The organism is Myxococcus sp. CA039A (genome assembly GCF_013336645.1).
GTDB classification, from domain to species: domain Bacteria; phylum Myxococcota; class Myxococcia; order Myxococcales; family Myxococcaceae; genus Myxococcus; species Myxococcus llanfairpwllgwyngyllgogerychwyrndrobwllllantysiliogogogochensis.
This window is the reverse complement of sequence record NZ_JABUMQ010000152.1, coordinates 1-25589: the sequence shown is the minus strand read 5'-3', so window position 1 is coordinate 25589 and position 25589 is coordinate 1. Positions and strand designations below refer to the sequence as shown.

21 protein-coding genes and 1 pseudogene are annotated in these 25589 nt (G+C 70.6%); 16 read left to right on the top strand and 6 right to left on the bottom strand.

Annotated features, from left to right (window positions below):
• From HR086_RS24590 to HR086_RS24530, 13 genes are all read left to right on the top strand, one after another.
• Positions 1-1279, top strand: a 1279-nt coding sequence (locus HR086_RS24590) for a hypothetical protein (protein WP_373564353.1), incomplete at its 5' end; no start/stop codon positions are given.
• A 15-nt stretch (positions 1280-1294) separates the two neighbouring features.
• Positions 1295-2008 carry a VTC domain-containing protein gene (locus HR086_RS24585; RefSeq protein WP_141645821.1) on the top strand — a complete coding sequence of 238 codons (714 nt, stop codon included), beginning with the start codon at positions 1295-1297 and terminating at the stop codon, positions 2006-2008.
• A 6-nt stretch (positions 2009-2014) separates the two neighbouring features.
• Positions 2015-3730, top strand: coding sequence for a dTMP kinase (tmk, locus tag HR086_RS24580; RefSeq protein ID WP_174466812.1), 1716 nt, complete (start codon positions 2015-2017; stop codon positions 3728-3730).
• Positions 3731-3742: 12 nt separating this feature from the next.
• On the top strand, positions 3743-4447 hold the full coding sequence (locus tag HR086_RS24575; protein WP_141645823.1) for a DUF4956 domain-containing protein: 705 nt from the start codon (positions 3743-3745) through the stop codon (positions 4445-4447).
• Positions 4444-5226: a hypothetical protein gene (locus tag HR086_RS24570; RefSeq protein ID WP_174466811.1), complete on the top strand. Its 783-nt coding sequence runs from the start codon at positions 4444-4446 to the stop codon at positions 5224-5226. Before HR086_RS24575 ends, HR086_RS24570 begins: the two co-directional genes overlap by 4 nt.
• A 128-nt stretch (positions 5227-5354) precedes the next feature.
• Positions 5355-7019, top strand: a complete 1665-nt coding sequence (locus HR086_RS24565; RefSeq protein WP_174466810.1) for a metallophosphoesterase — start codon at positions 5355-5357, stop codon at positions 7017-7019.
• Positions 7020-7152: 133 nt separating this feature from the next.
• Complete coding sequence (locus HR086_RS24560) at positions 7153-8583, top strand: RsmB/NOP family class I SAM-dependent RNA methyltransferase (protein ID WP_141645826.1); 1431 nt, start codon at positions 7153-7155, stop codon at positions 8581-8583.
• A gap of 24 nt (positions 8584-8607) precedes the next feature.
• Entirely contained in the window at positions 8608-10377 is a 1770-nt protein-coding gene (locus HR086_RS24555) for a M61 family metallopeptidase (RefSeq protein WP_174466809.1), read from the top strand.
• A gap of 12 nt (positions 10378-10389) precedes the next feature.
• A complete protein-coding gene (locus HR086_RS24550; RefSeq protein WP_174466808.1) occupies positions 10390-11841 on the top strand; it encodes a tetratricopeptide repeat protein in 1452 nt (483 codons plus the stop codon).
• 43 nt (positions 11842-11884) lie between these two features.
• The gene (locus HR086_RS24545) at positions 11885-12268 is read left to right on the top strand and encodes a carboxypeptidase-like regulatory domain-containing protein (RefSeq protein ID WP_174454894.1); all 384 of its coding nucleotides are present in this window, start codon (positions 11885-11887) and stop codon (positions 12266-12268) included.
• A 270-nt stretch (positions 12269-12538) separates the two neighbouring features.
• Positions 12539-13420 (top strand): ribonuclease HII, encoded by an 882-nt coding sequence (locus tag HR086_RS24540; protein ID WP_174454893.1) that lies wholly within the window; start codon positions 12539-12541, stop codon positions 13418-13420.
• Positions 13417-14052: a hypothetical protein gene (locus tag HR086_RS24535; protein ID WP_141645831.1), complete on the top strand. Its 636-nt coding sequence runs from the start codon at positions 13417-13419 to the stop codon at positions 14050-14052. Before HR086_RS24540 ends, HR086_RS24535 begins: the two co-directional genes overlap by 4 nt.
• Positions 14053-14114: 62 nt before the next feature.
• Positions 14115-14744 (top strand): histidine phosphatase family protein, encoded by a 630-nt coding sequence (locus tag HR086_RS24530; protein ID WP_174466807.1) that lies wholly within the window; start codon positions 14115-14117, stop codon positions 14742-14744.
• Between the two features lie 381 nt (positions 14745-15125).
• Here HR086_RS24530 and HR086_RS24525 read toward each other — a convergent pair whose 3' ends face one another.
• From HR086_RS24525 to HR086_RS24515, 3 genes are all read right to left on the bottom strand, one after another.
• Complete coding sequence (locus tag HR086_RS24525; protein ID WP_141645833.1) at positions 15126-16481, bottom strand: aminotransferase class I/II-fold pyridoxal phosphate-dependent enzyme; 1356 nt, start codon at positions 16479-16481, stop codon at positions 15126-15128.
• A 288-nt stretch (positions 16482-16769) separates the two neighbouring features.
• Positions 16770-18725 carry an acetate--CoA ligase gene (acs, locus tag HR086_RS24520; protein ID WP_141645834.1) on the bottom strand — a complete coding sequence of 652 codons (1956 nt, stop codon included), beginning with the start codon at positions 18723-18725 and terminating at the stop codon, positions 16770-16772.
• A gap of 67 nt (positions 18726-18792) precedes the next feature.
• The gene (locus HR086_RS24515; RefSeq protein WP_371817236.1) at positions 18793-19272 is read right to left on the bottom strand and encodes a hypothetical protein; all 480 of its coding nucleotides are present in this window, start codon (positions 19270-19272) and stop codon (positions 18793-18795) included.
• A gap of 69 nt (positions 19273-19341) precedes the next feature.
• On the opposite strand from HR086_RS24515, the gene HR086_RS24510 reads away from it, so the two are divergent.
• The 3 genes from HR086_RS24510 (at position 19342) to HR086_RS24500 (ending at position 22617) form a co-directional block, all read left to right on the top strand.
• Positions 19342-19764 (top strand): NUDIX hydrolase, encoded by a 423-nt coding sequence (locus HR086_RS24510; protein WP_141645835.1) that lies wholly within the window; start codon positions 19342-19344, stop codon positions 19762-19764.
• Between the two features lie 16 nt (positions 19765-19780).
• Complete coding sequence (locus tag HR086_RS24505) at positions 19781-21826, top strand: site-2 protease family protein (protein ID WP_174454891.1); 2046 nt, start codon at positions 19781-19783, stop codon at positions 21824-21826.
• Positions 21827-21939: 113 nt separating this feature from the next.
• Positions 21940-22617, top strand: a complete 678-nt coding sequence (locus HR086_RS24500; RefSeq protein ID WP_141645837.1) for a hypothetical protein — start codon at positions 21940-21942, stop codon at positions 22615-22617.
• 254 nt (positions 22618-22871) lie between these two features.
• Here HR086_RS24500 and moaD read toward each other — a convergent pair whose 3' ends face one another.
• From moaD to HR086_RS24485, 3 genes and pseudogenes are all read right to left on the bottom strand, one after another.
• Complete coding sequence (moaD, locus tag HR086_RS49445) at positions 22872-23546, bottom strand: molybdopterin converting factor subunit 1 (RefSeq protein WP_174454890.1); 675 nt, start codon at positions 23544-23546, stop codon at positions 22872-22874.
• The gene (locus HR086_RS24490; RefSeq protein ID WP_174466806.1) at positions 23543-25402 is read right to left on the bottom strand and encodes a PKD domain-containing protein; all 1860 of its coding nucleotides are present in this window, start codon (positions 25400-25402) and stop codon (positions 23543-23545) included. Before HR086_RS24490 ends, moaD begins: the two co-directional genes overlap by 4 nt.
• Positions 25403-25408: 6 nt before the next feature.
• Positions 25409-25589, bottom strand: a pseudogene (locus HR086_RS24485) (hypothetical protein); the annotation flags it as partial.

Below are 25589 nucleotides of genomic sequence, written 5' to 3'. Positions count from 1 at the left end.
CCTCCTGAGTGGGCCGGCGTTGGCGGGTGCTCCGGCTTCCGCGAGCAACGCGGGGTTGGAGGCCGCCGAGCAGGTGGCCGCGGAGGATCCGCTCTCGGGCGGAGTCGTGGATGGAGTGGAAGCGCCCGAGAGCGGACCCCCAGAAGGCTCCGAGCCCCTGGAACCTTCCCAGAGCAGCCTGACGGAGGGCGCGCTGGCGCAGGCCCTGCCCCCGCGCATCCAGCCCGGGGACACCGGCGACGCGGTGAGCCCGGTGCCGCCGACGAGCGCACAGCCCACGCCGGAGCCCGCGCAGCAGGCGGACCCGAAGAAGAAAAAGAAGTCCAAGCCCGGTGCGCAGCAGGAGGACTCGCTGGGAGAGGACTCCACGGCGCTCGACGACACGCCTCAGGAGGAAGTGCAGACGGTGCGCGTCTTCGGCCGGGTCTACGCCCGCGCCAGCGCGGACGAGCGCGCGAAGTACCAGCGCGCGCTGAGCATCCCTTCCGCGCGCGTGGGCGTGGGCACGTCGCTGTCCAACCTGGAGGCCGAGGTGAGCGCGGACCTCGCGGACTCGTCGATCCTCAAGGACGCCTTCGTCCGCCTCGCGGACGACAGCAAGCGCTTCCGGCTCTACGGCGGCCAGTTCAAGGCCCCCTTCCTCCAGCGCCGGTTGGAGGGCTCGTGGAGCCTGCCCATCCAGGGACGCGGTCTGGTGGAGGACTACCTGGGGGACGTGCACGAGCTGGGTGGCCGTCGGATGGGACTGATGGGTGAGGTGCGGCTCAAGAGCCTCTGGGATGTCCGCGTGTCGGCGGGCGTGTTCCAGGGCTCCAAGGATGACCTGGGCGTGCGCACCAAGGAGGACCTGGCCGGACGCGTGAGCGTGCGTCCGTTCAAGAAGATGCTCACCCTGGGGGTCAGCACGTACGTGGCGGAGGCGTTGGACCGCGCGCGGCGCCACGCGGTGGCGGCGGACGCGGAGCTGAAGCTGGGCGGGCTGAACGTGACGGGTGAGGTCGTCACGGGACGGCTGCCCATGGGGCCGTTCACCGCGCAGCTCTTGCTGGCGAGCTGGACGGTGCCGGTGACGACGGAGTGGGCGCTCCAGCCGGTGGTGGGCGCGGAGGGGTTGCAGTTGAGAGGGGATGTGGAAGGCCGGGGCCACTCGCTGGTCGGGGGTCTCAACCTGCTGCTGGGGAGTCGGTTCCGGGGGCAGTTCCAGGTGGAGCGCGCGTTGCGACCGGGGGACGAGGCGCCGGGCCTCGAGTACTCGCTGCAGCTCGCCACCCGCTTCTAATCACGGAGACACGCCATGCTCTCGTTCGCCGAGGGAGAAGTGACCAGACTCCGGCGTGAGTTCAAGCTGGTTCTGGGAGAGCAGGCCGCGCTCACGCTGTGCGCGCGGTTGTCGATGGAGCTGGAGGGGCAGATGCCGCGACCCACGCGCATCGTGTCCGTCTATTTCGACCGACCGGGCTGTCCCCTGGCGTCGCGCGCGCTGCGCACGCCGGAGGACTGCCTCAAGGTCCGCACGAAGGAGTACTCGCCGGACGTGGGGGCCGGCGGCGTGGAGCGCGTGGTGCTGGAGGTGAAGCGCGAGCGTCATGGACTCACGCAGAAGCGTCGGGTCTGGGTGCCGCGCTCGGACCTGGGGCGCGTGTTGCGAGGGGGCGCGCGCCTGTTGCCGCTCATCACCGGAGGCAGCCTGCTGCCGGTGCTGGCGGTGACGTACCAGCGGCACGTGTATCAGGCGTCGCAGGCGTGGCGGGTGACGGTGGACCGGGACATTGGCTACCACCAGATTGCTCCGGAGCTGGCCATGTCCCAGCTTGCCCTGACGACGGAGCGGCTGGGACCGCCGCTGTGGAGCGAAGGACGCGTGGTGGTGGAGGTGAAGCACCTGGGGCAGGAGCTGCCCGACTGGCTGTCGTCGCTCAATCCGGGCGGCGCGCCAACGTACAGCAAGTTCGCAGAGGGGATGGCGAGGGTTCATGCCTTCGCCGTGGATGGGGTCGCGAGGGGATAAGGCACCGTGTTCATCGACTTCGAGGGGATTGACGGCAGCGGCAAGACGACGCTCTCCAACCTGCTGGCCGGGAGGCTGAAGAAGCTCGGCTACCGGGTGGCGCACGCACGGGAAGGTGGCGAGCTGCGCTCGTCCACGGCCCGGCGCGTGCGGGAGCTGACGCGCGATGCGCGGCTGCTGGAGATGTCACCGCGCGCGGAGTTCTTTCTCAATCTGGCGCGAGACGCGCAGCAACTGGAGGAAGTGGTGGCGCCCGCGCTTTCGCGGGGAGAGGTGTGCATCACCGACCGTTACCTGTACTCGCAGCTCGCGCTGAGCGGAGGGGGCCGGGGACTGCCCATGTCGGAGCTGCGGCCCGCGTGCGAGCTGGCCTCGCAGGGACTGTGGCCGGACCTGGTCATCCTGGTGGACGTGGACCCGGACCTCGCGAGGTGGCGCAAGCGGCTGGGCAAGGCCCAGGCGGGACGCGGCTCGGACGGGGACAGCCGCAAGGGGCTCGCGGGCGCGGGCCTGGCGGTGCGCGTGCGCGAGTCCTTCCTCGCCCTGGCGAAGGAGGACCCTCGACGCTGGCTCATCCTGGAGAACAACGACGCGCCGCTGCACGTGCTGGAGCAGCGGCTCGTGGACGCGGTGGTGGCGCGACTGGAGGGGCGCGACACCCCCGTGCAGCGCATCGTCCCCATGTCGACGACGCCGGTGCACTCGGGCCCCGTGGACGTGGAGGACGTGGAGGCGCGCTTCTTCCAGGCACTGGACACCGTGGAGCTGCGCGAGCCGTCGCTGGCGGTGTGGATGCTGGGTGGCCTGCCCGGCCTCATGGCGCACCAGCGCAGACTGGCCTTCGTGGAGCGCTTCCCCGCCCTCACGGCGCGGGGCCTCCTGGGCCTGGGAGATGAGGCGGCGTGGACGCTGCGAGAGGTGCTGGCGCCGCTGGCCCCCGCGCAGGTGGCGCTCGGCCTGGGCGGACTCACCGGCGCGCGCGCGTCGATGATGCGCGAGCGGCTGTATGCCCAGGCTCCGTCGGAGGTGCTGCAGGGCCTGAAGGGCGACAGCTCTCCCCAGGCGTGGGCGCTGCGCGAGCGTGGCATGAAGGACGGCCGCCTCACCGACGTGCTGCTGGGCCTCTCCGGCGTGGACGGCGAGGAGTCCTGGCTGGTGCGCGAGGCCGGCGTGCAGCGCTCGTTGTTCGTGGAGACCGCGCGCAGCCTCGGAGGCCTGTCGGACGCGCGGGCGGACGCGCTGAGAGAGGCGCTCCTGCCCCATGACCGGCTGGCGGTGCTGCGCGGCACCCAGGGACTGGACACCCCGGTGGCGCGCGGACTGCGCGAGGCCCTGGCGGGCAAGGCGCTGAAGCTGGTGCTGCGCTCGCTGACCGGACTCGACTCGCAGGAAGCGTGGGCGCTGCGTGAGCGGGGCTCCTCGCAGACGAAGGAGGCGCTGGACTCCGTCGACGGCATGAACGACCCGCGCGCGTGGAAGCTGCGGGTGGCCCACGCGAAGCGCTGGCCCGCCACCGTGCTGTCCTCGCTCAAGGGGCTGCCCTTGGGGCCCGAGGCACGCACGCTCATCTCACGTGTCCTGGAGGCACGCCCCGCGAGCCTGCCGGTGTTGCGCAATGCCTATGCGGTCATCGCCACGGCGTCGACGCTCGACGCTCGGGGCACCACGGTCCGCCCAAGCCGCGTCGTCGCGGACGCGGCCACACAGCTGGTCGAGCTCTAGGGGAGCCCCGACATGGAGGTTTCGATTCCGGCGCTCTTCGAGAGCGCCAAGGCGGAGATGAGTTCGTTGTCCATCACCGTGATGCTGCCGCGGATGCTCGCGGCGGCGTTCATCGGCACGGTGTTGTCACTGCGTCCCTGGCGGCTGCCCATGCGCCGGGCGCTGCCGAAGGCGGACATGATTCAGGCGCAGGTGCTGCTGTGCGCGGCGGCGGCGGTCATCACCGCCGTCATCGGCGACAGCGTGGCCAAGGCCTTCGGGCTGGTGGGACTGGGGGGCTTCGTGCGCTTCCGCTCGGGCCTCAAGGACCCGCGCGACGCGGCCATCCTCTTCCTGATGATTGGCCTGGGCATGGCGTGCGGCCACGGAAGCCTGGGGCTCGCCGGTGTCGGCACGGTGTTCGTGGCGGCGCTGCTGTTCGTGCTGGACCTGTTCAACCGCGAGACGCCCGTGGCGACCCGGCAGCGCCTGCTGGTGTCCGCGCAGGCCGACGACCTGGTGGGCGCGGAGGCGTCGCTGCGGAGCGCGCTGCGTGAGCGCAACGTGCTGGTGAAGAGCTGCGCGCTCGACTTCGACGGGCGGCGGCTGGAGCTGGAAGTGGAGGAGCCCGTGCCCGGCTCGCTGACGGCGGCGCTGGGACGGACGGAGGGCACGCCCCTGCGGGGGCTGCGGTGGACGGCGGTAGGCCCCAAGGGGACACGAGAGGAGCTGACATGACACGCAGGTGGGTGGTCGCGCTCGCGGCCGGATGGTTGCTGGTGGGGTGTGGTGGTGGAGGGAGCCTGCCGAATGGAGATGGACCGGGTCCCTCGCCAGGCGGAGACGTGGGCCTGCCGGGCGACAAGGACCCGAACGACAACAACCCGGACGACACGGCCTCCAAGACGCTGTGGCCGCTGACGACGGGCTCCGTCTGGGTCTACGACATCCAGGACCCGGTGCACGGCAACTTCCAGAAGCGCGTGACGGTGCAGGGGCCGCGCGAGGTGCCGGGGGCACCGGCGGGAACGACGGGCGTGCTCGTGCACAGCCGGCAGGACCGGGTGGCCACCGGCATCCTCTACGAGGAGTACTCGTGGCAGCTCGAGCAGAGCAATGGCCTGGTGGTGCGGCTTCGCGAAGAGGACCACCGGGACGGGGTGCAGGTGCGCACCACCACCTGGTCTCCCTCCACGGTGAAGTCCCTGTCGCGAGCGCCGGGCTCGCTGCCCTGGTCCTTCACCAGCGCCGTGCAGGAGCTGACGGTGATGGGTGACGGGAGTCAGGAGGACAGCGACCCGACCTATACGTGGCGCGTGCTGGAGGTGAACGCGACGGTGCAGACCCGGGCCGGCACCTTCACCAACGCCGTGAAGGTCCGCCGCGACAAGCTCAACGACGCTGGCGAGGTGAAGGAGGGCAAGGAGCGCACGTACTGGCTGGTGCCCGGTGTCGGCAAGGTGCGCGAGGAGGGTGAGCGCACCGAGGACCTCGCGACCTATGACGTGAAGAAGTAGCGCCCGGCGGGACAGGCGTCGGGTGCGCGAGGGCTTGCCTCGCCGCCCGGCGCCCACTTCCCGTCCGGATGAAGGTCGCGGAGTGAACGGTTGGGCCTCCGTCCCGAAATGGTTCGGGAGGAGGCTGCATGCATCGGAAGACCCGCTTCAACCCGCTTCCCCTGGCCGTGGCCCTGACCCTGGTGTCGGCCGTGGCTTCCGCGGGCGTCCTCGCCCGCGACCCCTACCTCCAGAAAGTCGGCCCGGACACCGCCCTGGTGGCGTTCCGTCTGGCGGCCAACTGCTCGCCCGAGGTGCGGTATGGCGTGGGAGCCGTCAGTGAGGTCGCCCGCTCGGAGGCCTCGGGCCGCGTCCATGCCGTGGTGCTCACCGGCCTGAAGCCCAGCACCGAATATTCCTACGAGGTCAGCGCCTGCGGCCTCAAGACGCCCACCAAGCGCTTCACCACCGCGCCCGAGCCCGGAACGCGCAGCGTGCACTTCGCCGCCGTGGGCGACTTCGGCACGGGCGGCTCGGACCAGAAGGCGGTGGCCGCCGACATGCTCGCGCGCAAGCCGGAGCTGTTCGTGGCCCTGGGCGACAACGCCTACCCCGACGGCACCGAGGCCGACTTCCAGGACCACCTCTTCGCGCCCATGGCCGCGCTGCTGGCGGAGGTCCCCCTCTTCGCCTCGCCCGGCAATCACGAGTACGTGACGAACCAGGGACAGCCGTACCTGGACAACCTCTACATGCCCACCAACAACCCGGCGGGCTCGGAGCGCTACTTCTCGTTCGACTGGGGGCACGTGCACTTCGTGTCGCTCGACTCCAACTGCGCCATTGGCCTGTCGGCGGCGGAGCGCTGCTCGCTGGCGGACCAGAAGGCGTGGCTGCAGACGGACCTGGCCGGCACCACGCAGCCGTGGAAGGTCGTCTTCTTCCACCACCCGCCCTGGTCCAGCGGCGAGCACGGCTCGCAGCTCACCATGCGCCGCCAGTTCGGCCCCATCTTCGAGAAGTACGGCGTGGACCTGGTGCTGACGGGGCATGACCACAACTACGAGCGCAGCAAGCCGATGCAGGGTGACGGCGTCGCGTCCTCGGGCGGCATCCCCTACCTGGTGGTGGGCGGCGGCGGCGCGGCCCTGCGCGCGTTCTCCGAGGGCCAGCCGAGCTGGAGCCAGGTGCGCGACAACAAGGCGCACGGCTTCCTCGACGTGGAGGTGGTGGAGGGCGTGCTCACCGCGAAGCTCATCACCACGGACGACACGGTGCTCGACAGCTTCACGCTGCACAAGGACCTGCCCCCGGTGGAGCAGCCGCCCCCGGCGGATGCCCTGTCCGTCACCGTGGAGGGCGAGCGCGGCGTGGCGCCCCACCGCGCCCTCTTCCGCGCGACGACGTCCTCGGTCGTCCCCGTGAGCTGGGACTTCGGCGACGGCGGCGCGGCCGAGGGCACGACGGCCGAGCACACGTACGCCAAGGCCGGCCAGTACACCGTGACGGCGACGGCGACTTTCGGAGCGGTGACGCGGACCGCGACGTCCGTCGTGACAGTCTCCGCGGCCCCGGGTGGCGGTGGTGGAGGCGAAGACGGCGGCAGTGGTGGCGGCACCGACGCGGGGACCCCTTCCACTGGCAACCCGGACGACCGCCCTTCCCCGCCGACGACGGGCACGCCGGGCACCGACGATGAGGGCGGCGGGTCCGGCGGGGGTTGCGCCGCGGGTCCCACGGCCGCGCTGCTCCCCGCCGCCGGGCTGATGGTGGCCGGACTGCTCCGCCGTCGCCGCGCCAGCCGACATCCTTGAAAACCCGTCTCGCTCCCCGTCGGTGAGCGAGCCCCCCGCCCGGGTGTGTCGGTGGACCGAGCGTCCCCTGACCACCCGGGTTTGCTTTCCCCGCTTGTCAACCCGCCCGGGGGATGCAAAGGCCCCTGCAGCCATGGCCCAGAAATCCAAATTCCGCCCCACCTCGCGACCGTCCGCGAAGAAGTCCTCCAACGAGCGTACGCACAGCAAGAAGCCCACGCTCAAGGAGCAGGCGCGCTCCCCTCGGCCCGTGAGAGAGGACCTGGTGCTCCAGGCCTGCCTGGAGGCGTACGCGCTGGTGCGCCATGAAGGGCGACTGTCGGACCGGGCGCTGGACTTCACGCTGCGCCGCAAGACGAACCTCTATTCGTCGGAGCGCCGCGCCGTCGCCGAGCGCGTCTACGCCCTGCTGCGCCGCCAGCGCACGGTGGACTTCCTGCTGTCGCGCGCCCATCCGCAGTTCGACTCGCTGGACTCCACCCGTCAGGACGTCCTGCGTCTGGCCACCTCGCGCGTCCTGCACGGAGATGCGCTGGGTGAGGTGGCGCGCACCTCGTCGCTGACGCCCGCGGATGCCTCCGCCCTGAGCGCGCTGCCCCAGGCCGCCGCCGCGCTGGAGGCCCTGCCGGAGAAGAAGCGCTTCCCCATCGCCGCCTCGCTGCCGGACTTCCTCGCCGAGCGCTTCCTCGCGCAGTACGGCAAGGACGCCGCGCGCGCCGCCGAGGCGATGAACGAGCGCGCTCCCCTCACCGTCCGCGCCAACCTCCTCAAGGAGGACCGCGACGCGCTGGCGAAGCGCCTGTCCACCGAGGAGGTGGAGTCCAAGCCCTCCCTGCTGTCGCCCATGGGCCTGCACCTGGAGACGCGCATGAACGTCTTCTCGCTGGAGACCTTCCGCGAAGGCTTCCTCGAAATCCAGGACGAGGGCAGCCAGCTGCTCGGCATGCTGGTGGATGCGCCCCCCACGCGCGTCGTCGATGCGTGCGCGGGCGCGGGTGGCAAGACGCTCCAGTTGGCGGCGCAGATGAAGAACCGGGGAGACCTGCACGCGTTGGACATCGACACGCGGCGCATGGAGGACCTCAAGAAGCGGGCCCGCCGCGCCGGGGTGCACAACGTGCGCGCCCAGCTCATCGCCGCGGAGGGGCCGGAGGCGGACTCCTCGCTGGACTCGCTCGCGGGCAAGGCGGACCGGGTGCTGGTGGACGCGCCGTGCAGCGGCACCGGCACCTTCCGCCGCAAGCCTGACGCGCGCTACCGCCTGACGCCCGAGCACCTGGCCGAGCACGTGGCCCGGCAGAAGGCGCTTCTGGAGCGCTTCTCGCGGATGGTGAAGCCCGGAGGCCGGCTCATCTACGGCACGTGCAGCGTGCTGCGGGAGGAGAACGAGGCCGTCATCGAGGACTTCCTCTCGCGCCACCCCGAGTACACGGTGCGCCCGGTGGCGGAGCTGCTGGGGCCGGAGCTGGGCGCGAAGGTGGGCCCTGGCCCGTTCCTGCGACTTGCGCCACACACCCACGGCACGGATGGCTTCTTCGGAGCCGTCCTCGTCCGAGCGAAGTAGCCTGCCTGGAAGAAAGGCCCGGCCATGTCCCCGTCCGTCCGCTACCGCGTCTCACTGCCTCGGCCCCACTCGCATCTGGTGGAAGTGGAGGTCACCTTCCCGGCGGGCCCCACCGTGCTCGACGCGCTGATGCCGGTGTGGACGCCGGGCAGCTACCTGGTGCGCGAGTTCGCCCGGCACGTCCAGGACCTCACCGCGACGACGCAGGACGGCTCGCCGCTGACGGTGAGGCGCGTGGACAAGCAGACCTGGCGCGTGAGCGCCGGAGGCCAGGCCGTCACGCTGCGCTACCGCGTGTACGCCAACGAGCTGACGGTGCGCACCAGCCACGTGGACGGCACCCACGCGTACCTCAACGGCGCCACCGTGTTCCTCTACACGGAGGCGACGCGGGGCCTGGAGCACCAGGTCACGGTGGACGCGCCGCCGAGCTGGAGCACCTTCTGCGCGCTGGGGCAGCGAGCGGGGGCGTTCATCGCCTCGGACTACGACACGCTGGTGGACAGTCCCTTCGAGGTGGGCCCCCACACGCCGCTGAGCTTCACCGCCGCGGGCGTGCCGCACGACATCATCGTCTGGGGTGACACACCGGCGGACCCCGAGCGGCTGTGCGCGGACTTCCAGCGCCTGTGCGAGGTGCAGGCCCGCCTTTTCGGCGGACTTCCCCTGCAACGCTACCTCTTCCTGCTGTACCTGACGGACAAGGGCCGCGGCGGGCTGGAGCACCAGGCCAGCACCGCCCTGCTCTTCCCCCGCACGGCGCTGTCCACGGGCCGGGGGTGGGAGGACTTGCTGACGCTGGCCGCGCACGAGTACTTCCACCTGTGGGTCGTCAAGCGGGTGAAGCCCCGGGCGCTGGTGCCCTTCGACTACTCGAAGGAGAACTACACCTCCCTGTTGTGGGCCTTCGAGGGAACCACCGCGTACTACGACAACCTCATCGTCCGGCGCGCGGGGCTGATGTCCGCGCAGCGCTACCTCACGCGGATGGGCGAGACGCTCACCGCGCTGCACTCGACGCCGGGCCGGCGGACGCAGACGCTGCTGGAGGCGTCGCTGGTGAGCTGGGTGAAGCACTACCGGCCGGACGAGAACTCGCCCAACAGCGCCATCTCCTACTACCTGAAGGGCGAGGTGGTGTCGGCGCTCCTGGATTTGGAGATCCGCCGGGCCACCAGCGACACGCGCGGCCTGGATGACGTGCTGCGGCTGTTGTGGCGCCGCCACGGGGACGGCTCCGGCGTGAATGAGGACGGCGTGGAGGCCGCGGCGAACGAGGTGGCGGGCGTGGACCTGACGCCCTTCTTCGACCGGGCGCTGCGCACCACCGAGGAGCTGGACTTCTCGGTCCTCGCGCACGTCGGCCTGGAGATGAACTTCCGCATCCGGGAGTCCGCGAGCGACCGCGGAGGCACGCCGCCCAAGGGCAAGGAGTCCAAGCCGAAGGGCTGGCTGGGCGTCACCCTCAAGGGGAGCGCCACGGTGGCCACGGTGCTGGACGGCTCGCCGGCGCAGGACGCGGGGCTGTACGCCGAGGACGACGTGGTGGCGCTCGACGGATGGAAGGCGGACGGCGCCGCGCTGATGAGCCGCTGTGAGGACCGCAAGCCCGGGGAGACGGTGCGGGTGACGGTCTTCCGCCGCGACAGGCTGGTGGAAGTCCCCGTGGTGCTCGGCGCCAAGCCCGCGGAGGCCGTGTGGCTTTCGCGCGTGGACAAGCCCAGCGAAGCGCAGAAGTCCGCCTATCAGGCCTGGCTCGGCGCCCCCTGGGACGAGGCCCCTGGCACGACGTAGGCTGCCGGGAAGATGCCTCCCACCACCGCGGCCGCCTGTCAGCGTCACCCCAAGGCCCTCGCCGGCTGGCGCTGCCAGTCCTGTGGCGCGGCGCTGTGCCCCGAGTGCGCCGTGGGGCGCCGGATCCAGACGGTGGAGCTGGTCGCCTGCGGACCGTGCGGCGGCGACGCGCAGGTCCTCGGCATCCACCGGGGCGCGGTGCCGCTGTCCCACCGGCTGAAGAAGGCCTGGCGCTACCCCTTCTCCGCCGCGGGATTCCAGTTGCTGGTGGCGCTGAGCCTGTTCCTCGCGACGGTGGCCTGGTTCGCGGAGATGTCGTTCCTGTTGATGCGGGCCCCGCTCATCGCCCTCTATGGCGGCCTGTTCTGGGCGACGTTCTTCGGCCTCGTCCAGGAGTCCGCGCGCGGCGACACGTCGCTGGACATCCCGGACTTCAGCGACATCTTCCGCGACGCCATCGTCCCGGGCCTGCGCGGGCTGATGGTCTTCGTGCTCGCGGCCCTGCCGGCGCTCGCCTACGGGTATCTGACCCATACCGGCGCCCACGCGAAGCTGGACGCCTTCGCCTGGTTCATCCAGTGGGAGCTGCCGCCCGACCTGCTCGAGGACCCGGTGCTCTGGGCCCTTCTGCTCCTGGGGGGCCTGTGGCTGCCCATGGGGCTCCTGCTCGCCGCGACGGGGCAGCCGCCGTGGCGCATGCTCGACCCGCGCCTCGTGCTCCGGCTGGCCCGGGGCCTGGGCTCCGACTACCTGCTGACCACCTTCGTGCTCGCGCTATTGGTGCTCCTCCAGGTCGTGGCCCACGGGGTGGCCGCGGGGCTGCGCGCGCTGGACCTGGTCATCATCTCCCGCGTCCTGGCGGAGTGCGTCACGCTGGTGGTGCCCTTCCTCGCGGCGCACGTGCTGGGCCTGCTCCTGTACGTCCGGGGAGACCAGGTGGGCTACGGCGAGGCACGGGACTACCTGGAGCCGGTGCTGGGAAACACCCGGCCGCTGAAGGATGCACCGTCGCTCCACTCGACAGGGCTCTTGACGGAGCACGTCACGGAAGCGGCGTCTCCCGGAGGGGAAGCCGGGGCGAGCCAGGCGAGCGCCACCGAGCAGCTCTCCGCCCTGGCGACGGCCGTGGGGGGGCGCGATGTACCCCGGGCCCTGGAGCTGTATGCCGCGCTGGAGCAACTCCCCGCCTCGCGTGTGCCCGCCGAGCACCACCTGTTCATCGGGCAGGCAGCGGCCGTGGAAGGAAACTTCCCACTGGCGGTAGCGGCGCTGGAGCGCGCGGCGGATGTGGCACCGGATGCGCCCACCGCGCCCCGGGCCCTGGTGCTGTTGGCGCGCGTGCTAGGCGAACGGATGAACGAGATGGCCCGCGCGGAGGAAGTCTACCAGTACGTGCTGCACCGCTACCCGGACACCAGCGCGGCGCGCTACGCGGGCGAGCGCACGAGACTCACTTCCGACTGAGTCAGGCATTGCCGCGCGGAGGGACAAGCATCACCTTGAGCACATGCTTCGCGTGCGCGGACTCTGCTGGCTCATCGGCCTCGGCTTGCTTTCGGGATGTGATGACGCACCTCGCATGGAGCGCGGCATCGACGACTGTGAGGCGACGCTGATGGCGTTGCGCGTGGAGGTCGTCTCGGCGGAGGGAGCCCGCGTGCGCGGTGCCACCGTCACCGCCACAAACCTCACCTCCAACGAGAGCATCTCCGGCGTCACCGACAGCGACGGCGTCACCACCGCCGTCAACGAGCGGCTCGCCCCCAGCCCGGTGCGAGTGGTGGCCACCGCCGGCGCCAAGGTGTCCCCTGCCTCCCGCGTCGAATGGGTGTGTGACACCTGCAACTGCGTACCCGAGCCGGCCGAATTGACGCTGGAGTTGAGTCCGTAGGAACTCATCTGGCCTCCAACTTCTCCGGGGTTCGCGAGGATTTCCTCGCGAGAATGCACCAGGGAGGTTGAATTGAGCCGGCCGCCTGCGGTACGGCTGTCAGCATGCGTCAGACCCGCATGCCCGCCTCCTCGCGTCACATCCCCGTCCTCGGAGCCACCCACCAGTCGGGCGCTCCCGTGTGTACGGCGGTGGGGACGTGTTGTGGTGGGCACCGCGTTCCCTCATCGGGGAGTCCTACCGTTCCGGTAGTCGCTCGGGTCCGCAAGCATGTCCATCGATAGCCGGGAACAGTGGCTTCAGTGCGCCCTCGGTGAGCTGACCGAGCGCTTCGTCACCCAGGCGAACCCCGTCCCGAACGGTCTGTTGGAGGCGCTCGACGCGGATCCGCGACGAGGCGCCCAGGCGCTCGCCCGGCGCATCCGCTCCCGTCAGGAGAAGAACCGCTCCGAGGGCCAGCGGCTGCGCCACCTGCTGCGCTTCGAGACGGAGCTGTGGGAGCAGGGGCACACGCATGTGGCGGGCGTGGACGAAGCGGGCATGGCACCGCTGGCCGGCCCCGTCGTCGCGGCCGCGGCCGTGCTGCCCAGGAGCTACCGGCTCAAGGGGCTGGACGACTCGAAGAAGGTGCTCGACGCGCAGAAGCGCGAGGCGCTGGCGGTCGCCATCAAGCGCGACGCGGTGGCCTGGGCGGTGGGCCACGCGGAGGTGGAGGAGATCGACCGCCTCAACATCTACCACGCGGGGTTGCTCGCGATGCGCCGCGCGGTGGAAGGCCTGGGGCTCAAGCCGGACTACGTGCTGGTGGACGCGCGGACGATTCCGCAGTGCCCCTCGCCCCAGCGCGGAATCATCAAGGGCGACACGCTCTCCATGAGCATCGCCGCGGCCTCCATCCTGGCCAAGACGACGCGCGACAAGCTGATGGCGGAGCTGGACGCGCGCTACCCGGGCTATGGGCTGGCGGACCACAAGGGTTACCCGACGGCGCGCCATGTCCAGGCGCTCAAGGAGAAGGGGGTCCTGCCCATCCACCGGCGCAGCTTCGGTCCGGTGAGAGAGGTGTTGGGACTGGTGGCTTCTCCTGAAACTTCCCCCGTGCAGGCGGAGCTGTTCTCCGCCGTGCCGTCTCCGACGAGGAGAGAGTCATGAGCACGGACCGAGACATCGACGGCTGGCTGTCGGACCGCGGAATCACGCTGACGGACGCGCGGGTGCGCGCTCGCGCGGTGCTGGAGGATGCGGGCCTCACGCGTCCCGGCAAGCTGCGGATGAGTGAGCCCAAGCTGCACAAGGCGGCGGAGGTGCTCGAGGGGCGCTTCTTCCCCGTGTGCGCGGATGGCGCGTGCCTCAAGGTGGCGCAGGCCAGTGGCCGCGAGCCGCTGCGGGTGGAGCCGCGCAGCCACTGCGCGCGCTGCGGAGGTTCGGCCAACCACCGGGCGGAGGTCGCCTTCGTGGAGACGTGCAACCGCCTGGGCGTGCGCAAGGTCGTGGTGGTGGGCGGCTCTCCAGCGGTGCGCGAGGAGCTGGAGTCGAAGCTGGGCCACCACATCGACCTGCGCATGGTGGACGGCACCGAGCGACGCACGTCGGACCGGGCACGGAGTGATTTGGAGTGGGCGGACCTGGTGCTGGTGTGGGGCGCCACGGAGCTGCACCACAAGGTGAGCGGGCACTACACCCATGGAGGCCCGGCCTACAGCCGCAAGGTCGTCCACGTGGTGCGCCGGGGCGTGGCGGCGCTGCTGGAGGAAGGCATGACGCACATGGAGCGGGCGCGCTGAGCCGCTGACACGTCACGCACGGAGTCCTTGCCCCGCCCGGGGCCTGTCGTCAGGCTTCGGGAATGAAGACCGAGCTCATCCTGCTGCGGCACGGCGAGACGGAGTGGAACGCCCTGGGGCTGCTCCAGGGCCACCGGGACAGCCCCTTGAGCGCCGAGGGGCTGCGTCAGGCGGATGCGCTCGCGGCGCGACTGTCCACCCACTCCTTCAGCGCGCTGTACAGCAGCGACCTGGGTCGGGCGCTGCAGACCGCCCAGCGCATCGCCGCGAGGACGGGCCACCCGGTCCACTCGGACGCGCGGCTGAGGGAGCGCGGGCTGGGCATCCTCGAGGGACTCACCCGCGAGGAAGCGAGTCGTCGGCATCCGGAGATTTTCGGCGAGTACGCCACCAACGCGCCGGACTTCGTCGTCCCGGGAGGCGAGAGCACGTCCCAGCGACTGGGGCACGCGGTGGAGTGCCTGGGTGAAGTGGGCAGCCGCCACCCCGGCGAGCGCGTCGTCGTCGTCACCCACGGGGGCGTGCTGAGCAGCTTCTTCCGACACAGCCTAGGGATTCCGCCGAGCACGCCGCGCGCGTTCTCGGTGCTCAACGCGTGCTGGAACCAGTTCGACTATCACCAGGGCGCGTTCCGGCTGGTGACGTGGGGCGACATCACGCACCTGCGCGACGACAGCCTCGACGACACCTGATCGGCACAGTCGGCTTCGCCGGGACTCGTGAAGCCGATTGGAGTGACCGCGGCGACAGCGCGAGGCTCAGACCTCGGCGCGAGGCTCAGACCTCGGCGCGAGGCTCAGACCTCGGCGCGAGCACCTGACTTGGCACTTGCCCGGCTCGGCGCAAGCATCAGACTTCGACGCGCGCCCGACTCGACGCGCGCGGCTCAGACCTCGGCGCGCTTGCCCGACTCGACGCGCGCGGCTCAGACCTCGACGCGCGCCCGACTCGACGCGCGCGGCTCAGACCTCGGCGCGCGCCCGACTCGACACGCGCGGCTCAGACTTCGACGCGCGCCCGGCTCGACGCGCGCGGCTCAGACCTCGGCGCGCGCCCGACTCGACGCGCGCGGCTCAGACCTCGGCGCGCTTGCCTGACTCGGCGCGCGCGACCCGTAACGGGCTCGGCTGCGGGGCCTCGAGCATGGTCCGGGCCTCTTCGACGGCGTTGAGCACCACCTCGGCGCCTTGCTTCATCTGCGCCACCGTGTGCGACGACATCACCTGCATGCGGAAGCGCGACTCGCGGATGCGCACCGCCGGGTACTCCACCAGGTTGGGGAACACGCCGCGCTCGAACACCAGCTTCGATGCCACGCGCGCCACCTTCGGGTCCCCCAGCGGCACCGGCACCACGTTCGACGGCTCCCCCAGACACTTCACTCCGCGCTCGGCGAACGCGGCGCGCAACGCGAGGATGTTCTCCATCGCCCGAGCGCGCAGCATGTCACCCTCCTCCGAGCGGACGATGCGCAGCGACTCCAGCGCCACCGCGGCCTGCACGGGCACCAGCGCATTGGAGAAGATGTGCGGCCCGCCCATGACGCGGACGAACTGGCGCACCGCCGCCGAGCGCGTCGCCACGAAGCCGCCATTGGACGAGAACGTCTTCGAGAAGGAACCCACCACCAGGTCCACCTTCCCCAGCAGGTTCTGCGCCCCCAGGCTGCCCGTGCCCTTGGGCCCCAGCGCGCCCAGGTCGTGCGCCACGTCGACCAGCAGCGTCGCGCCGAACTCGTGACAGATGGTCTGTAGCTCCTCGATGCGAGGAATGTCCGAGTCCATGGAGAACAGGCCCTCGGTGACGACGAGGATGCCGTTGGCCGCGTCGCTCGCGCGCAGCTCCTGGAGCTTGCGGCGCATCGCGCGGTTGTTCAGGTGCGGCACGCGGCTCACCTTCTGAGTCGCCGCGTTCGCGCCTTGCTGAAGGCTCGCGTGGGACAGCGCGTCCAGCACCACGTGGTCCTCGGGACGTACCAGCCCGGCAATGGCACCGAAGCCCGCGCCCCACCCCGTCGCGAACAGCGCCACGTACGGCATCTCCAGGTGCTCGGCGAGCGCCTGCTCCAACTTGAGCGACGGCGCCGTGTTCCCCCCGAACATCCCGGAGCCCGCGCTGTGCACGCCGAAGTCACGAATGGCCCGGTGCGCCGCCTCCACCACGGACGGATGCGTGGACAGCGCCAGGTAGTCCTGCGAACCGAAGTTCAAACCCTGCCGCGCCACTCCCGTCTCGCTGCGCACGGCGCACTCGGCCATGGGCGCTCCGTCCAGGCTCCGCGAATACGGCCACAACCCGGTCTGCCGCCGCGACTCCTGCCACTCGAAGAACGCCTCCGTGCGGCCCAGCAAGTCAGGCCCCGTGGGGTTCGTGTAGTTGGCGATGAAATGGGTGAACAGCGGCGAGTCGAGCTGATCGCGGAGATTCATGAACACATCCGAGGGGGAGGGTAAACGACGCTGGAAACAAGACCTGGGGCGTCGCGCTCGGGGGGGTGAGCGCGGCCTCTAATGCCCCTGTAATCTTCCAGTGTCAACAACTCCTCAACACCTGAATATTTCGGATTGTTAGCGCAGACCGACCGTCACACGTAGGGTGAAACCCAGTTGCAGTTCCGACCTGAGTGGTTTCACGTAGGGCACCCGAGCCACCACGTCCCACAGGGGCGAAGGCAGGGGGCCTGATTCGACGCTCCCCTGCCCTGCCTCGGGGTATGGCTATTCGTCGTTCTGCTGGAGCGCCGCGAGGACGTTGAGGTCCTCCAGCGTGGTGGTGTCCTGCGAGGACTGCTTTCCGGCGGCGACGTCGCGCAGCAGGCGGCGCATGATTTTTCCGGAGCGCGTCTTGGGCAGGGCCTCCGCGAAGCGAATCTCATCCGGCCGGGCAATCGCGCCAATCTCCTTGGAGACGTGCTGGGCCAGCTCCTTCTTGAGCTCGGGGGACGGGGCGTGGCCCTGCTTGAGCGTGACGAAGGCCACCAGCGCGGTGCCCTTCAAGTCGTCGGGGCGACCCACCACGGCGGCCTCGGACACACGGGGGTGCGAGACGAGGGCGCTCTCCACCTCGGCGGTGCCCAGGCGGTGGCCCGCCACGTTGACGACGTCATCCACGCGGCCCATCAACCAGAAGTAGCCGTCCGCATCGGTGCGCGCGCCGTCGCCGGTGAAGTACTTGCCGGGCAGCTCGCTGAAGTACGTGCGCACGTAGCGCTCCGGGTCGCCGTACACGGTGCGCAGCATGGAGGGCCACGGCTGGGTGACGAAGAGCAGACCGCCCTGCCCCTTCGGCACCGCGTTGCCCTGACGGTCCAAAATCTCCGCGTGGATGCCGGGCAGGGGCAGCGTGGCGGAGCCCGGCTTGGTCGGCGTGGCCCCGGGCAACGGCGAAATCATGATGGAGCCCGTCTCCGTCTGCCACCAGGTGTCCACGACGGGGCAGCGCCCGCCGCCAATGACCTCGCGGTACCACATCCACGCCTCGGGATTGATGGGCTCCCCCACGCTGCCCAGCAGGCGCAGCGAGGACAGGTCCTTCTTGCGCGGGTGCTCCTCGCCCAGGCGCATGAAGGCGCGGATGGCGGTGGGCGCGGTGTAGAGGATGGTGGCCTTGTAGCGCTCGATGATGTCCCAGAACCGGTCCGGCGCCGGGTGTGTGGGCGCGCCCTCGTAGATGACCGTCGTCGCGCCGTTCATCAGCGGCCCGTAGACGACGTAGCTGTGCCCCGTCACCCAGCCCACGTCGGCGGTGCACCAGTAGACGTCGTCCTCGCGCAAGTCGAACACCCAGCGCGTGGTGAGCGACGCCATCACCGAGTAGCCCGCGGTGGTGTGCAGCACGCCCTTGGGCTTTCCGGTGGAGCCGGAGGTGTAGAGGATGAACAGCGGGTGCTCGCTCTCCACCCACTCCGGCTCGCACGTGTCGGACTGGTCCTTCACCAGCGCGTCCCACGCCAGGAGCTTCGAGTCGTTCAGCGCCAGCGAGTCGCCCGTGCGCCGCAGCACCACCACCTTCTCCACGGTGGTCATGGTCTTCAGCGCGGCTTCCACGTTCTTGAGCAGCGGCACCACCGCGCCCTTGCGCCAGCCGCCGTCCGCGGTGAGCACCACCTTGGCGCCCGCGTCGTTCATGCGCTCCTGGAGTGCTTCCGTGGAGAAGCCGCCGAACACCACCGAGTGCACCGCGCCGATGCGCGCGCACGCCAGCATCGCCACCGCGGCCTCGGGCACCATGGGCAGATAGATGCCCACGCGATCGCCCTTCTTGATGCCCAGCGACTTGAGGCCGTTCGCCAGCCGGTTCACCTGCGTGGACAGCTCACCGTAGGTGATGCTGCGGCGGTCTCCGGGCTCGCCCTCGAAGAGGATGGCCGGCTTGTCGCGGCGCGTGGCGAGGTGCCGGTCCAGGCAGTTGTAGGCCAGATTGGTGCGTCCCTCGACGAACCACCGCGCGTGCGGCGGCTTCCATTCGAGCACCGTCTGGAAGGGCTCCTTCCAGTACAGCTCCTCGCGGGCGCGGTCTCCCCAGTACTTGTCCGGGTTCCTGGCGGCCTCGTCCCACAGGCGCTGGTAGTCCTCCATGCTCTTCAAGAGAGCGCGTTGGGAGAACGCCTGGGGCGGTGGGAAGACGCGGGCCTCGGTCAGGACCGAGACAATCTCTTGGTGCGTTTCAGCCATGGGCTCCTCCACGGAGTGGGCGACAACCCCTCTGTTCTAGGAACCCGCGAGGCCAGGCTCAAGCGCGCTATTCGCAGCGCTTCGCTTCCTTGACGGCTTCAAAACGCATCCACAGCTCGCAGGCGCAGTCCGTCGGACGCTGATCGGTCTGGTAGCGCACCCGCATCACCCCATCGAAGCGCGTCCCGCACTGCGTCGTGGCGTCGATGTGGATGTTGGCCTCGTCGAGCAGACACTCCTGCCCTCGCACCGTGGCCGAGGCGTTCACGATGGTGCCGTCGATGGAGAAGTCGTCTCCCTCGGCGAGGAAGTAGCCGATGAGCTGCGTGTCGAGCAGCCCGAAGTCCAGGCGGACGACGCGCCCGGTGACCTGGAGGGTGCCGTGGAACTGGTCCTGGTTGGCGGGGTAGAGACCGCACTCGTCGCGGAAGACCTCCACGGGAGTGAACTGGTAGTCACCCGGGTCCTGGTTGAAGGGCAGACAGCCCGACATGGCGCTCACGAGGAGGGCGGGGACAAGCAGGCGGAAGCGTCTCACGGTGGACACGGTGCGCACCATACTCCACGGACGCATCGAGTGCAGTGCGGACGTGACGGTCGGGGTAGACTGGGGGCCATGCCCGAATACCGCAACCCCAAGCCCACCGTGGACTGCATCATCGAGCTTCCCGGCGGACGCATCGTCCTCATCCGCCGCGCGAATCCGCCCATCGGGTGGGCGCTGCCGGGCGGGTTCGTGGACGAGGGAGAGCCGCTGGACGCGGCGGCCATTCGCGAGGTGAAGGAGGAGACGGGGCTCGACGTGAAGCTGGTGGAGCAGTTCTTCACGTACTCGGACCCGAAGAGGGACCCTCGCCAACACACGCTGTCCACGGTGTACATCGGCACCTCGGAGGGCGCTCCCCAGGGCTCGGACGACGCGGCGGAAGCGCGCACCTTCGCGCTGGACGCGCTGCCGTCCGACTTGTGCTTCGACCACGGAACCATCCTCTCCGACTACCTGGCCTACAAGCGGACCGGGCAGCGGCGGAAGCTGTAGGGCGCGGCCTTCCGGGATGCACTACGCGCTCGTCCTGCTCGCCCTTGGGGCGCTGTTGGCCCTGCACGAGTTGGGGCACCTCGTCGCCGCGCGGCTGCTCGGCGTGCGGGTGCCTCGCTTCGTCTTCGGGTTCGGCCCTCCGATGGCGTCCTTCCGGTTGGGAGGGACGCAGTTCGTCGTGGGCGCGGTGCCCCTGGGCGCCACGGTGCATATCCAGGGGATGAATCCGCACCGCGCGGACGCGGCGGAGGCCGTCAGTTTCCGGGCCATGGGGCCGGTGCGGCGCGCGCTCATCATCCTGGCGGGGCCGCTGGCCAACTACCTCTTCGCATTGGGCGTCCTCTTCGCGCTGTACACGTCGGGCACGCACGTGGTGGTGCCGCTGACGGTGGGCACGGTGCGGCCCGGTTCGGAGGCGGCGCGGGCACAACTGCTTCCGGGAGACCGCATCGACACGGTGGATGGGCAGCCACTGCGCACCTGGACGGAGTTCGTGGAGAAGGTGGCGGTGGGGGTGGGCCGCACGCTGGAGCTGCGGGTGAACCGACACGGCGAGACGCGCGTGGTGAGCGTGCGTCCCCGCGCGGATGAGCGGGGCGAGGGCCGCATCGGCGTGAGCCAGCAGTACGTCTACCGCTCGCATGCGCCGGGCGAGGCGCTGGGCCATGCGTTCGTCCACACGATGAACCTCGCGTCGGAGGGTGGGACGATGCTCCTGCGGCTGGTGCGAGGTGGCCAGCCCCATGGAGGACCGACGGGGCCCGGCGCGCTGGTGCGGCAGGAGTCGTCGGACGCGGCGTCCTCGGGTGTGGACTCGGTGCTGCGGGCCTTGGTGGCTGCGTCGATGGCGTTGGCGTTGCTGACGCTGTTGCCGGTTCCCGGGTTGGATGGTGGGCGGGTGTTGTTGCTGATGATTGAAGTGGCGAGCGGGCGCAAGCTGCCACCGCGCGTGGAGACCGTGGCGCAGACGGTGGGCTTCCTCGCGATTTCGGTGGTCATCGTCGCGGTGGCGGCGGCCGAGATTCGGGGCGCGCTTCCCGAGCGATTCAGGTGGGGGACGCAGACGGCAACGGGGACTCCCGCGACACCTGGAACGGGAATGCCCACGGTCGCCGGCTCGACGCCTCCGTCGGGTCCAGGTGGACCGACTGCTCCTCCTGTTGCTGGAGCCAGTGGGCCCGTGGCGCCTGCGACGGGTCCCGTGCCTCCGGCTGTCGCTGGTGCAGGTGGGGCGATTGCTCCTGCTGTCGCGGGAGCCGGTGGGATTGTGGCGCCCACTGGTACCGGGGAAGGTGGAGCGATTGCTCCTGCTGTCGCGGGAGCCGGTGTGACTGCGGCGCCTGCGGGTACTGGAACAGGTGGAGCGATTACACCTGCTATCGCGGGAGCCAGTGGAACCGTGGCGCCTGCTGGTACCGGTGCGGGTGGAGCGATTGCTCCCGCTGTCACTGGCAACGGTGGGACTGTGGCGCCTGCTGGTACCGGGACAGGTGGAGCGATTGCGCCTGCTGTCGCTGGAACCGGTGTGACTGCGGCGCCTGCGGGTACCGGGACAGCCGGAACAACTGCACCTGCTATCTCGGGAGCCGGTGGCACTGTGACGCCCGCTGGTACTGGTGCGGGTGGAGCAGGTGCTCCTGCTGTCACTGGAAACGGTGGGCCCGTGGCGCCTGTTGGCACCGGAGCGAGTGGAACGATTCCGCCTGCCGCAGCGGGAAAGAGTGGTTCAGCACCGCCTGCTGTCAATGGAAACGGTGGGCCCGTGGCGCCTGTTGGCACCGGAGCGAGTGGAACGGTTCCGCCTGCCGCCACAGGAGCGAGTGGTTCAGCACCGCCTGCTGCCAATGGAAGCAACGGAACCGCAGCGCCTGTTGGCACCGGAGCGAGTGGAACGGTTCCGCCTGCCGCCACAGGAGCGAGTGGTTCAGCACCGCCTGCTGTCGCGGGAACCGGTGGGCCCGTGCCACCTGCTGTCCCCGGCGGACCCACCGAACCCGCGAAGAACGGGCCGAACACACCGAGCCCCACCTCGCCAGGTGGGCCGAGTACGCCCTCGAGGTGATTCGCCCGGGGAACCCCTGACCTCCCTTGGTTGTCGGGTAGGCGGGCGGACGTTTCGTGTCCACCGGTGGGCTTCCGCGCCCGATGACGCGGCCGAGAGGCAGCAGGACGCATATGCTTGTACGCGAGATGAGCACCAAGGCGGACGGCGGGCTGTATTTCGAGCTGTACTGGGGCGAGAACCTCGCGGATGCCTGGAGCTACGGGCCCGAGCAGGCGAAGGTGCATGCCGCGCCCGATGAAAAGGCGCCCCTGCCCCTCTACGGCTTCACGCTGCCAGAGGAGCCCTTCCTCATGGCAGAACGCACCGGACGCGGCTGGCGCATCCACCTGCCGCCCAACGTCCACGTGGAGCACAAGGCACGCGGCGACGCCTTCACCTCCGTCCCAGCCAATCAGCTCGTGAAGGACCAGGGCCGGACCTCCGTGGCCCTCGCGGATGGAATGACGCTGCGGCTGACGGAAGGTCAGCTCTCGCTGCTCGTCCAGGGCTCCGTCGTGAAGGAGCGCGTCGGCCCCCTCCAGTGGAAGGACATGGGCTGGCTGCTCATCGTCGGCCTGCTCTTCTTGAGCCTTCCGGTGGGCTTCCTGCTCGCGGGCCCCACGCCACAACGCGCGGCCGAATCCAACGCACGCGCGCTGCAACTGGCGGCCGACAAGGAAGCCGCGCGTCGCAAGCAGATGGGCCTGGACACGCCCATGCGGCCCATCACCGATGCGGAGCGCTCGCAGCAGCAGACCGATGGAGGCCCGGAGGAGGTCCACATCCCCGCGACCTTCCGCTCGCGCTGAGGCCTCCATGCGCGCGGACGGGCCCGGGCCCCCGCGCGGCCCGAGCCTGAGTCGAGGACCCCGCCGCTTCGACACCCGAGACAACAGCCGCAACAACCTGCTCTACGCGGTGCTCTCGCTGGGAGAGTTCCACAACAACCATCACCACCGCGCGGGCCGGGTCCGTCAGGGCGTCGCGTGGTGGGAAGTGGACCTGGTGTACCTCGTGCTGCGCGGGCTCGAGCAGCTGGGACTCATCTGGGACCTGTGCGGCGTCACGGCCCCAGCCCGACCCAGACCTCGCCGTCCTCGAAGAACTCCTTCTTCCAGATGGGCACGTCCTGCTTGAGTCGTTCGATGGCGTGCTCGCAACCCCGGAACGCCTCCTTGCGATGCGGGGCCGCGGCGGCGATGACCACCGCCAGCTCTCCGGGCACCAGCGTGCCCACGCGGTGGACAATTGCCAGCCGCACGCCCGGCCACAGCGCCGTGGCCTCGGCCCCAATCTCCGCCAGCTTCTTCTCCGCCATGGGCGCGTAGGCCTCGTACTCCAGCCGCAGCACGCGACGTCCCTTCGTCTGGTTGCGCACCGAGCCGCTGAACGTCACCAGCCCGCCGTACGCCTCGCCGCCCACCGCCTCCACCACGTCCTCCAACCGCAGCGGACGGTCCACCACCTGGAACAACCCAGGCGAGCCACCCGCCACCGGAGGAATCAACGCGACCTCCGCGCCCTGTCGCACCGGTGCCTCGGCGCTCACGAACTCCTGGTCCACCGCCACCCGCAGGTGCGGCAGCAACGGCTCCAGCCCCGGATGCGCCGTCGCGAGCAACCGGAGCACGTCTCGCACCGTCGCGCCCTCGGGCACGTCGAGCGACTCGCGCGCCCGTCCCGTCCGCTCACGAGCGGCGGCGAAGTACAGCACGGTGACGGCGCCACCCGCGCTCACTGCCAACCTCGTCCCGTCCGCGCGTCCTCGCGAAGCCGCAGGCTCCCCTTGAGTCGGGCGCCCCCTTCGGCGAGCGAGAAGTCCAGGAAGGCCGAGTCCAGCGGCGTGACACCCTCCATCACCGCCTTGACGAGCGCCTGGGCCGACGCGAGCCGCTCCGCCGACACCCCAGGCACCGACTCCTGCGCCTCCAGGTCCGCGCGCAGCTGGCCCAGGTCCGCCATCACCGACATGTGCCCGGCACCAAACGTCTCGCCCCCGAAGCGCTCGCGCAGCGCGCGCCCCACGTCGCCGCGCGGCCGGCCGTCCAGCGACTCTCCCGCGACGAGCGTGGCCCGCTCCGGCCCCACCTTGAGCTGCACCGGATAGCCCCACATCAGGGTCCGGTAGAGCTTGCCTCCCGGGACTTTCTCCGCGCTGAAGCGCAGCGACGTGCCCTGCAGCCGCGCATCGAGCAGCCTCAGCACCGGCTCCGCGGACGTAAGCCCCGCGTCGATCAGCACCGTGCCCTTGGGCTCCGGCCGCTGCTTCTGCACGAAGCCCCGCAGGAACCCGGGCGCATCGAAGTACACCAGCATGGCCACGTCGCCGCGCAGCGCCTTCAGCAGCGCCTCCGCGTCCAGCCCCCGCGCGCGCCAGCGCTCCACGGTGCGCTCCCGGTGCGGTGAGCCCGGAGCACCGAACGCCAGCTTCGCCAGCTCCTCGGGCGGCACGGAGAGCTGCGCGGCCGCCACCGGCCCCAGCGCGCTGTCCGCCAGCAACGCCGACGCGGGAGCATCCGCCCCCTGCAGCAGCGGCCGAGTGGACGACAGGAAGCCATCCAACACCAGCCGCTCCGGCTGCACCGTCAGCGACGCGAAGAACCCGCGAACCGGCCCCGCCTCCTCCGCGTCCTCGGCCCGCTGCAACGCGCCCGAGTACAGGTAGACATTGCCTTCGGCCACCTTCGGCCGCAGCTCCGTCAGCAGCGCGGACTCGGAGAGACCCTCACCGGACAGCCCCAGCACCGCGCGGCGCGCCACCTCGACGTCGCCCACCACCGCCGGCGCCTCCTCCTGAGCCAGCACCTCCACGGGCTCGCCCTCCCCGGGCACCACGTCCTCGTCCGCCGCGTCCGGAATCGCGAGGTACAGATAGCCCCGGTCGACGAACAGCAGCATCGGCTCGCCGGAGTCCAGGGGCGTCACGCGCATGGTGCCATCCTCCGTGGCGGTCACCTCGTGGCCCACCGCCTCCAACTCCTTCGCCACCGCCGCGAGCGCCGCGTCGGGCTCCGTCACGCCCAGCAGCGCCACCACGCCGTCGAACCCGGGCAGCAGGAACAGGCCAAAGCCCTCCTCCGGGTCCACGACACTCGCGCCACTCGTCAGGCTGTTCAGCACGAGCGACACCAGCGGAGCCTCCCGCAGCACCTGCTCGGCCTCATCGGGACCGACGAGCCGCTCGTAGAAGTCCACCAGCGGCTCCACGTTGCCCTGAAGCCTGGGCACCCACAGCAGCGACCGCGCATCCGAGGGCACCGCGCGCAGCAACGGGCGCGGCACCACCGTGAGTCGCACGCTGCCGACCTCCTGGCCCTCATGCAGCGCGCGAACGGTGAACGTGCCCGCGCGGGCGAAGGCATGCGACAGCCGGGAGCCCGTCCGTGAAGGCGTCCCGTCACCGGGCTCCCAGGTGAGGGCCTGCGCCCCCGCCTCGCCCGAGCCCAGCTCCACGGGAACGCCCGCCTCCACCGTGCGGTCCGCGCCCAGGTCCGCCCGGACGACGCGCCGGCAGCCGGAGGCCCAGGGCCCCACGGCGACCATCAAGAGAAAGTGCGCGACGAACGAGCGGGAGGAGCGCGGAAAAAGCGGCATCCGCCGCTAATAGTCCAGCGCGAGTCCGAACATCCAGCGCCGGCTGGAGAGCACGAAGCCCGGCTTGCCGAAATTGTCCACATCCGCGTAGGTGTACTCGGCGAACAGGTAGCTGTGGTTGATGCCCAGCCCCGAGTCGAAGTCGCGCGCGAAGCGCGGCTGCAGCACGTCCAGCAGGAAGGCCCTG

Coding starts and splice junctions, on each gene's coding strand:
- HR086_RS24585 (WP_141645821.1), top strand. CDS start 1,295: ATGCTCTCGTTCGCCGAGGGAGAAGTGACCAGACTCCGGCGTGAGTTC.
- HR086_RS24575 (WP_141645823.1), top strand. CDS start 3,743: ATGGAGGTTTCGATTCCGGCGCTCTTCGAGAGCGCCAAGGCGGAGATG.
- HR086_RS24570 (WP_174466811.1), top strand. CDS start 4,444: ATGACACGCAGGTGGGTGGTCGCGCTCGCGGCCGGATGGTTGCTGGTG.
- HR086_RS24565 (WP_174466810.1), top strand. CDS start 5,355: ATGCATCGGAAGACCCGCTTCAACCCGCTTCCCCTGGCCGTGGCCCTG.
- HR086_RS24560 (WP_141645826.1), top strand. CDS start 7,153: ATGGCCCAGAAATCCAAATTCCGCCCCACCTCGCGACCGTCCGCGAAG.
- HR086_RS24555 (WP_174466809.1), top strand. CDS start 8,608: ATGTCCCCGTCCGTCCGCTACCGCGTCTCACTGCCTCGGCCCCACTCG.
- HR086_RS24550 (WP_174466808.1), top strand. CDS start 10,390: ATGCCTCCCACCACCGCGGCCGCCTGTCAGCGTCACCCCAAGGCCCTC.
- HR086_RS24545 (WP_174454894.1), top strand. CDS start 11,885: ATGCTTCGCGTGCGCGGACTCTGCTGGCTCATCGGCCTCGGCTTGCTT.
- HR086_RS24540 (WP_174454893.1), top strand. CDS start 12,539: ATGTCCATCGATAGCCGGGAACAGTGGCTTCAGTGCGCCCTCGGTGAG.
- HR086_RS24535 (WP_141645831.1), top strand. CDS start 13,417: ATGAGCACGGACCGAGACATCGACGGCTGGCTGTCGGACCGCGGAATC.
- HR086_RS24530 (WP_174466807.1), top strand. CDS start 14,115: ATGAAGACCGAGCTCATCCTGCTGCGGCACGGCGAGACGGAGTGGAAC.
- HR086_RS24525 (WP_141645833.1), bottom strand. CDS start 16,481: ATGAATCTCCGCGATCAGCTCGACTCGCCGCTGTTCACCCATTTCATC.
- acs (WP_141645834.1), bottom strand. CDS start 18,725: ATGGCTGAAACGCACCAAGAGATTGTCTCGGTCCTGACCGAGGCCCGC.
- HR086_RS24510 (WP_141645835.1), top strand. CDS start 19,342: ATGCCCGAATACCGCAACCCCAAGCCCACCGTGGACTGCATCATCGAG.
- HR086_RS24505 (WP_174454891.1), top strand. CDS start 19,781: ATGCACTACGCGCTCGTCCTGCTCGCCCTTGGGGCGCTGTTGGCCCTG.
- HR086_RS24500 (WP_141645837.1), top strand. CDS start 21,940: ATGCTTGTACGCGAGATGAGCACCAAGGCGGACGGCGGGCTGTATTTC.
- HR086_RS24490 (WP_174466806.1), bottom strand. CDS start 25,402: ATGCCGCTTTTTCCGCGCTCCTCCCGCTCGTTCGTCGCGCACTTTCTC.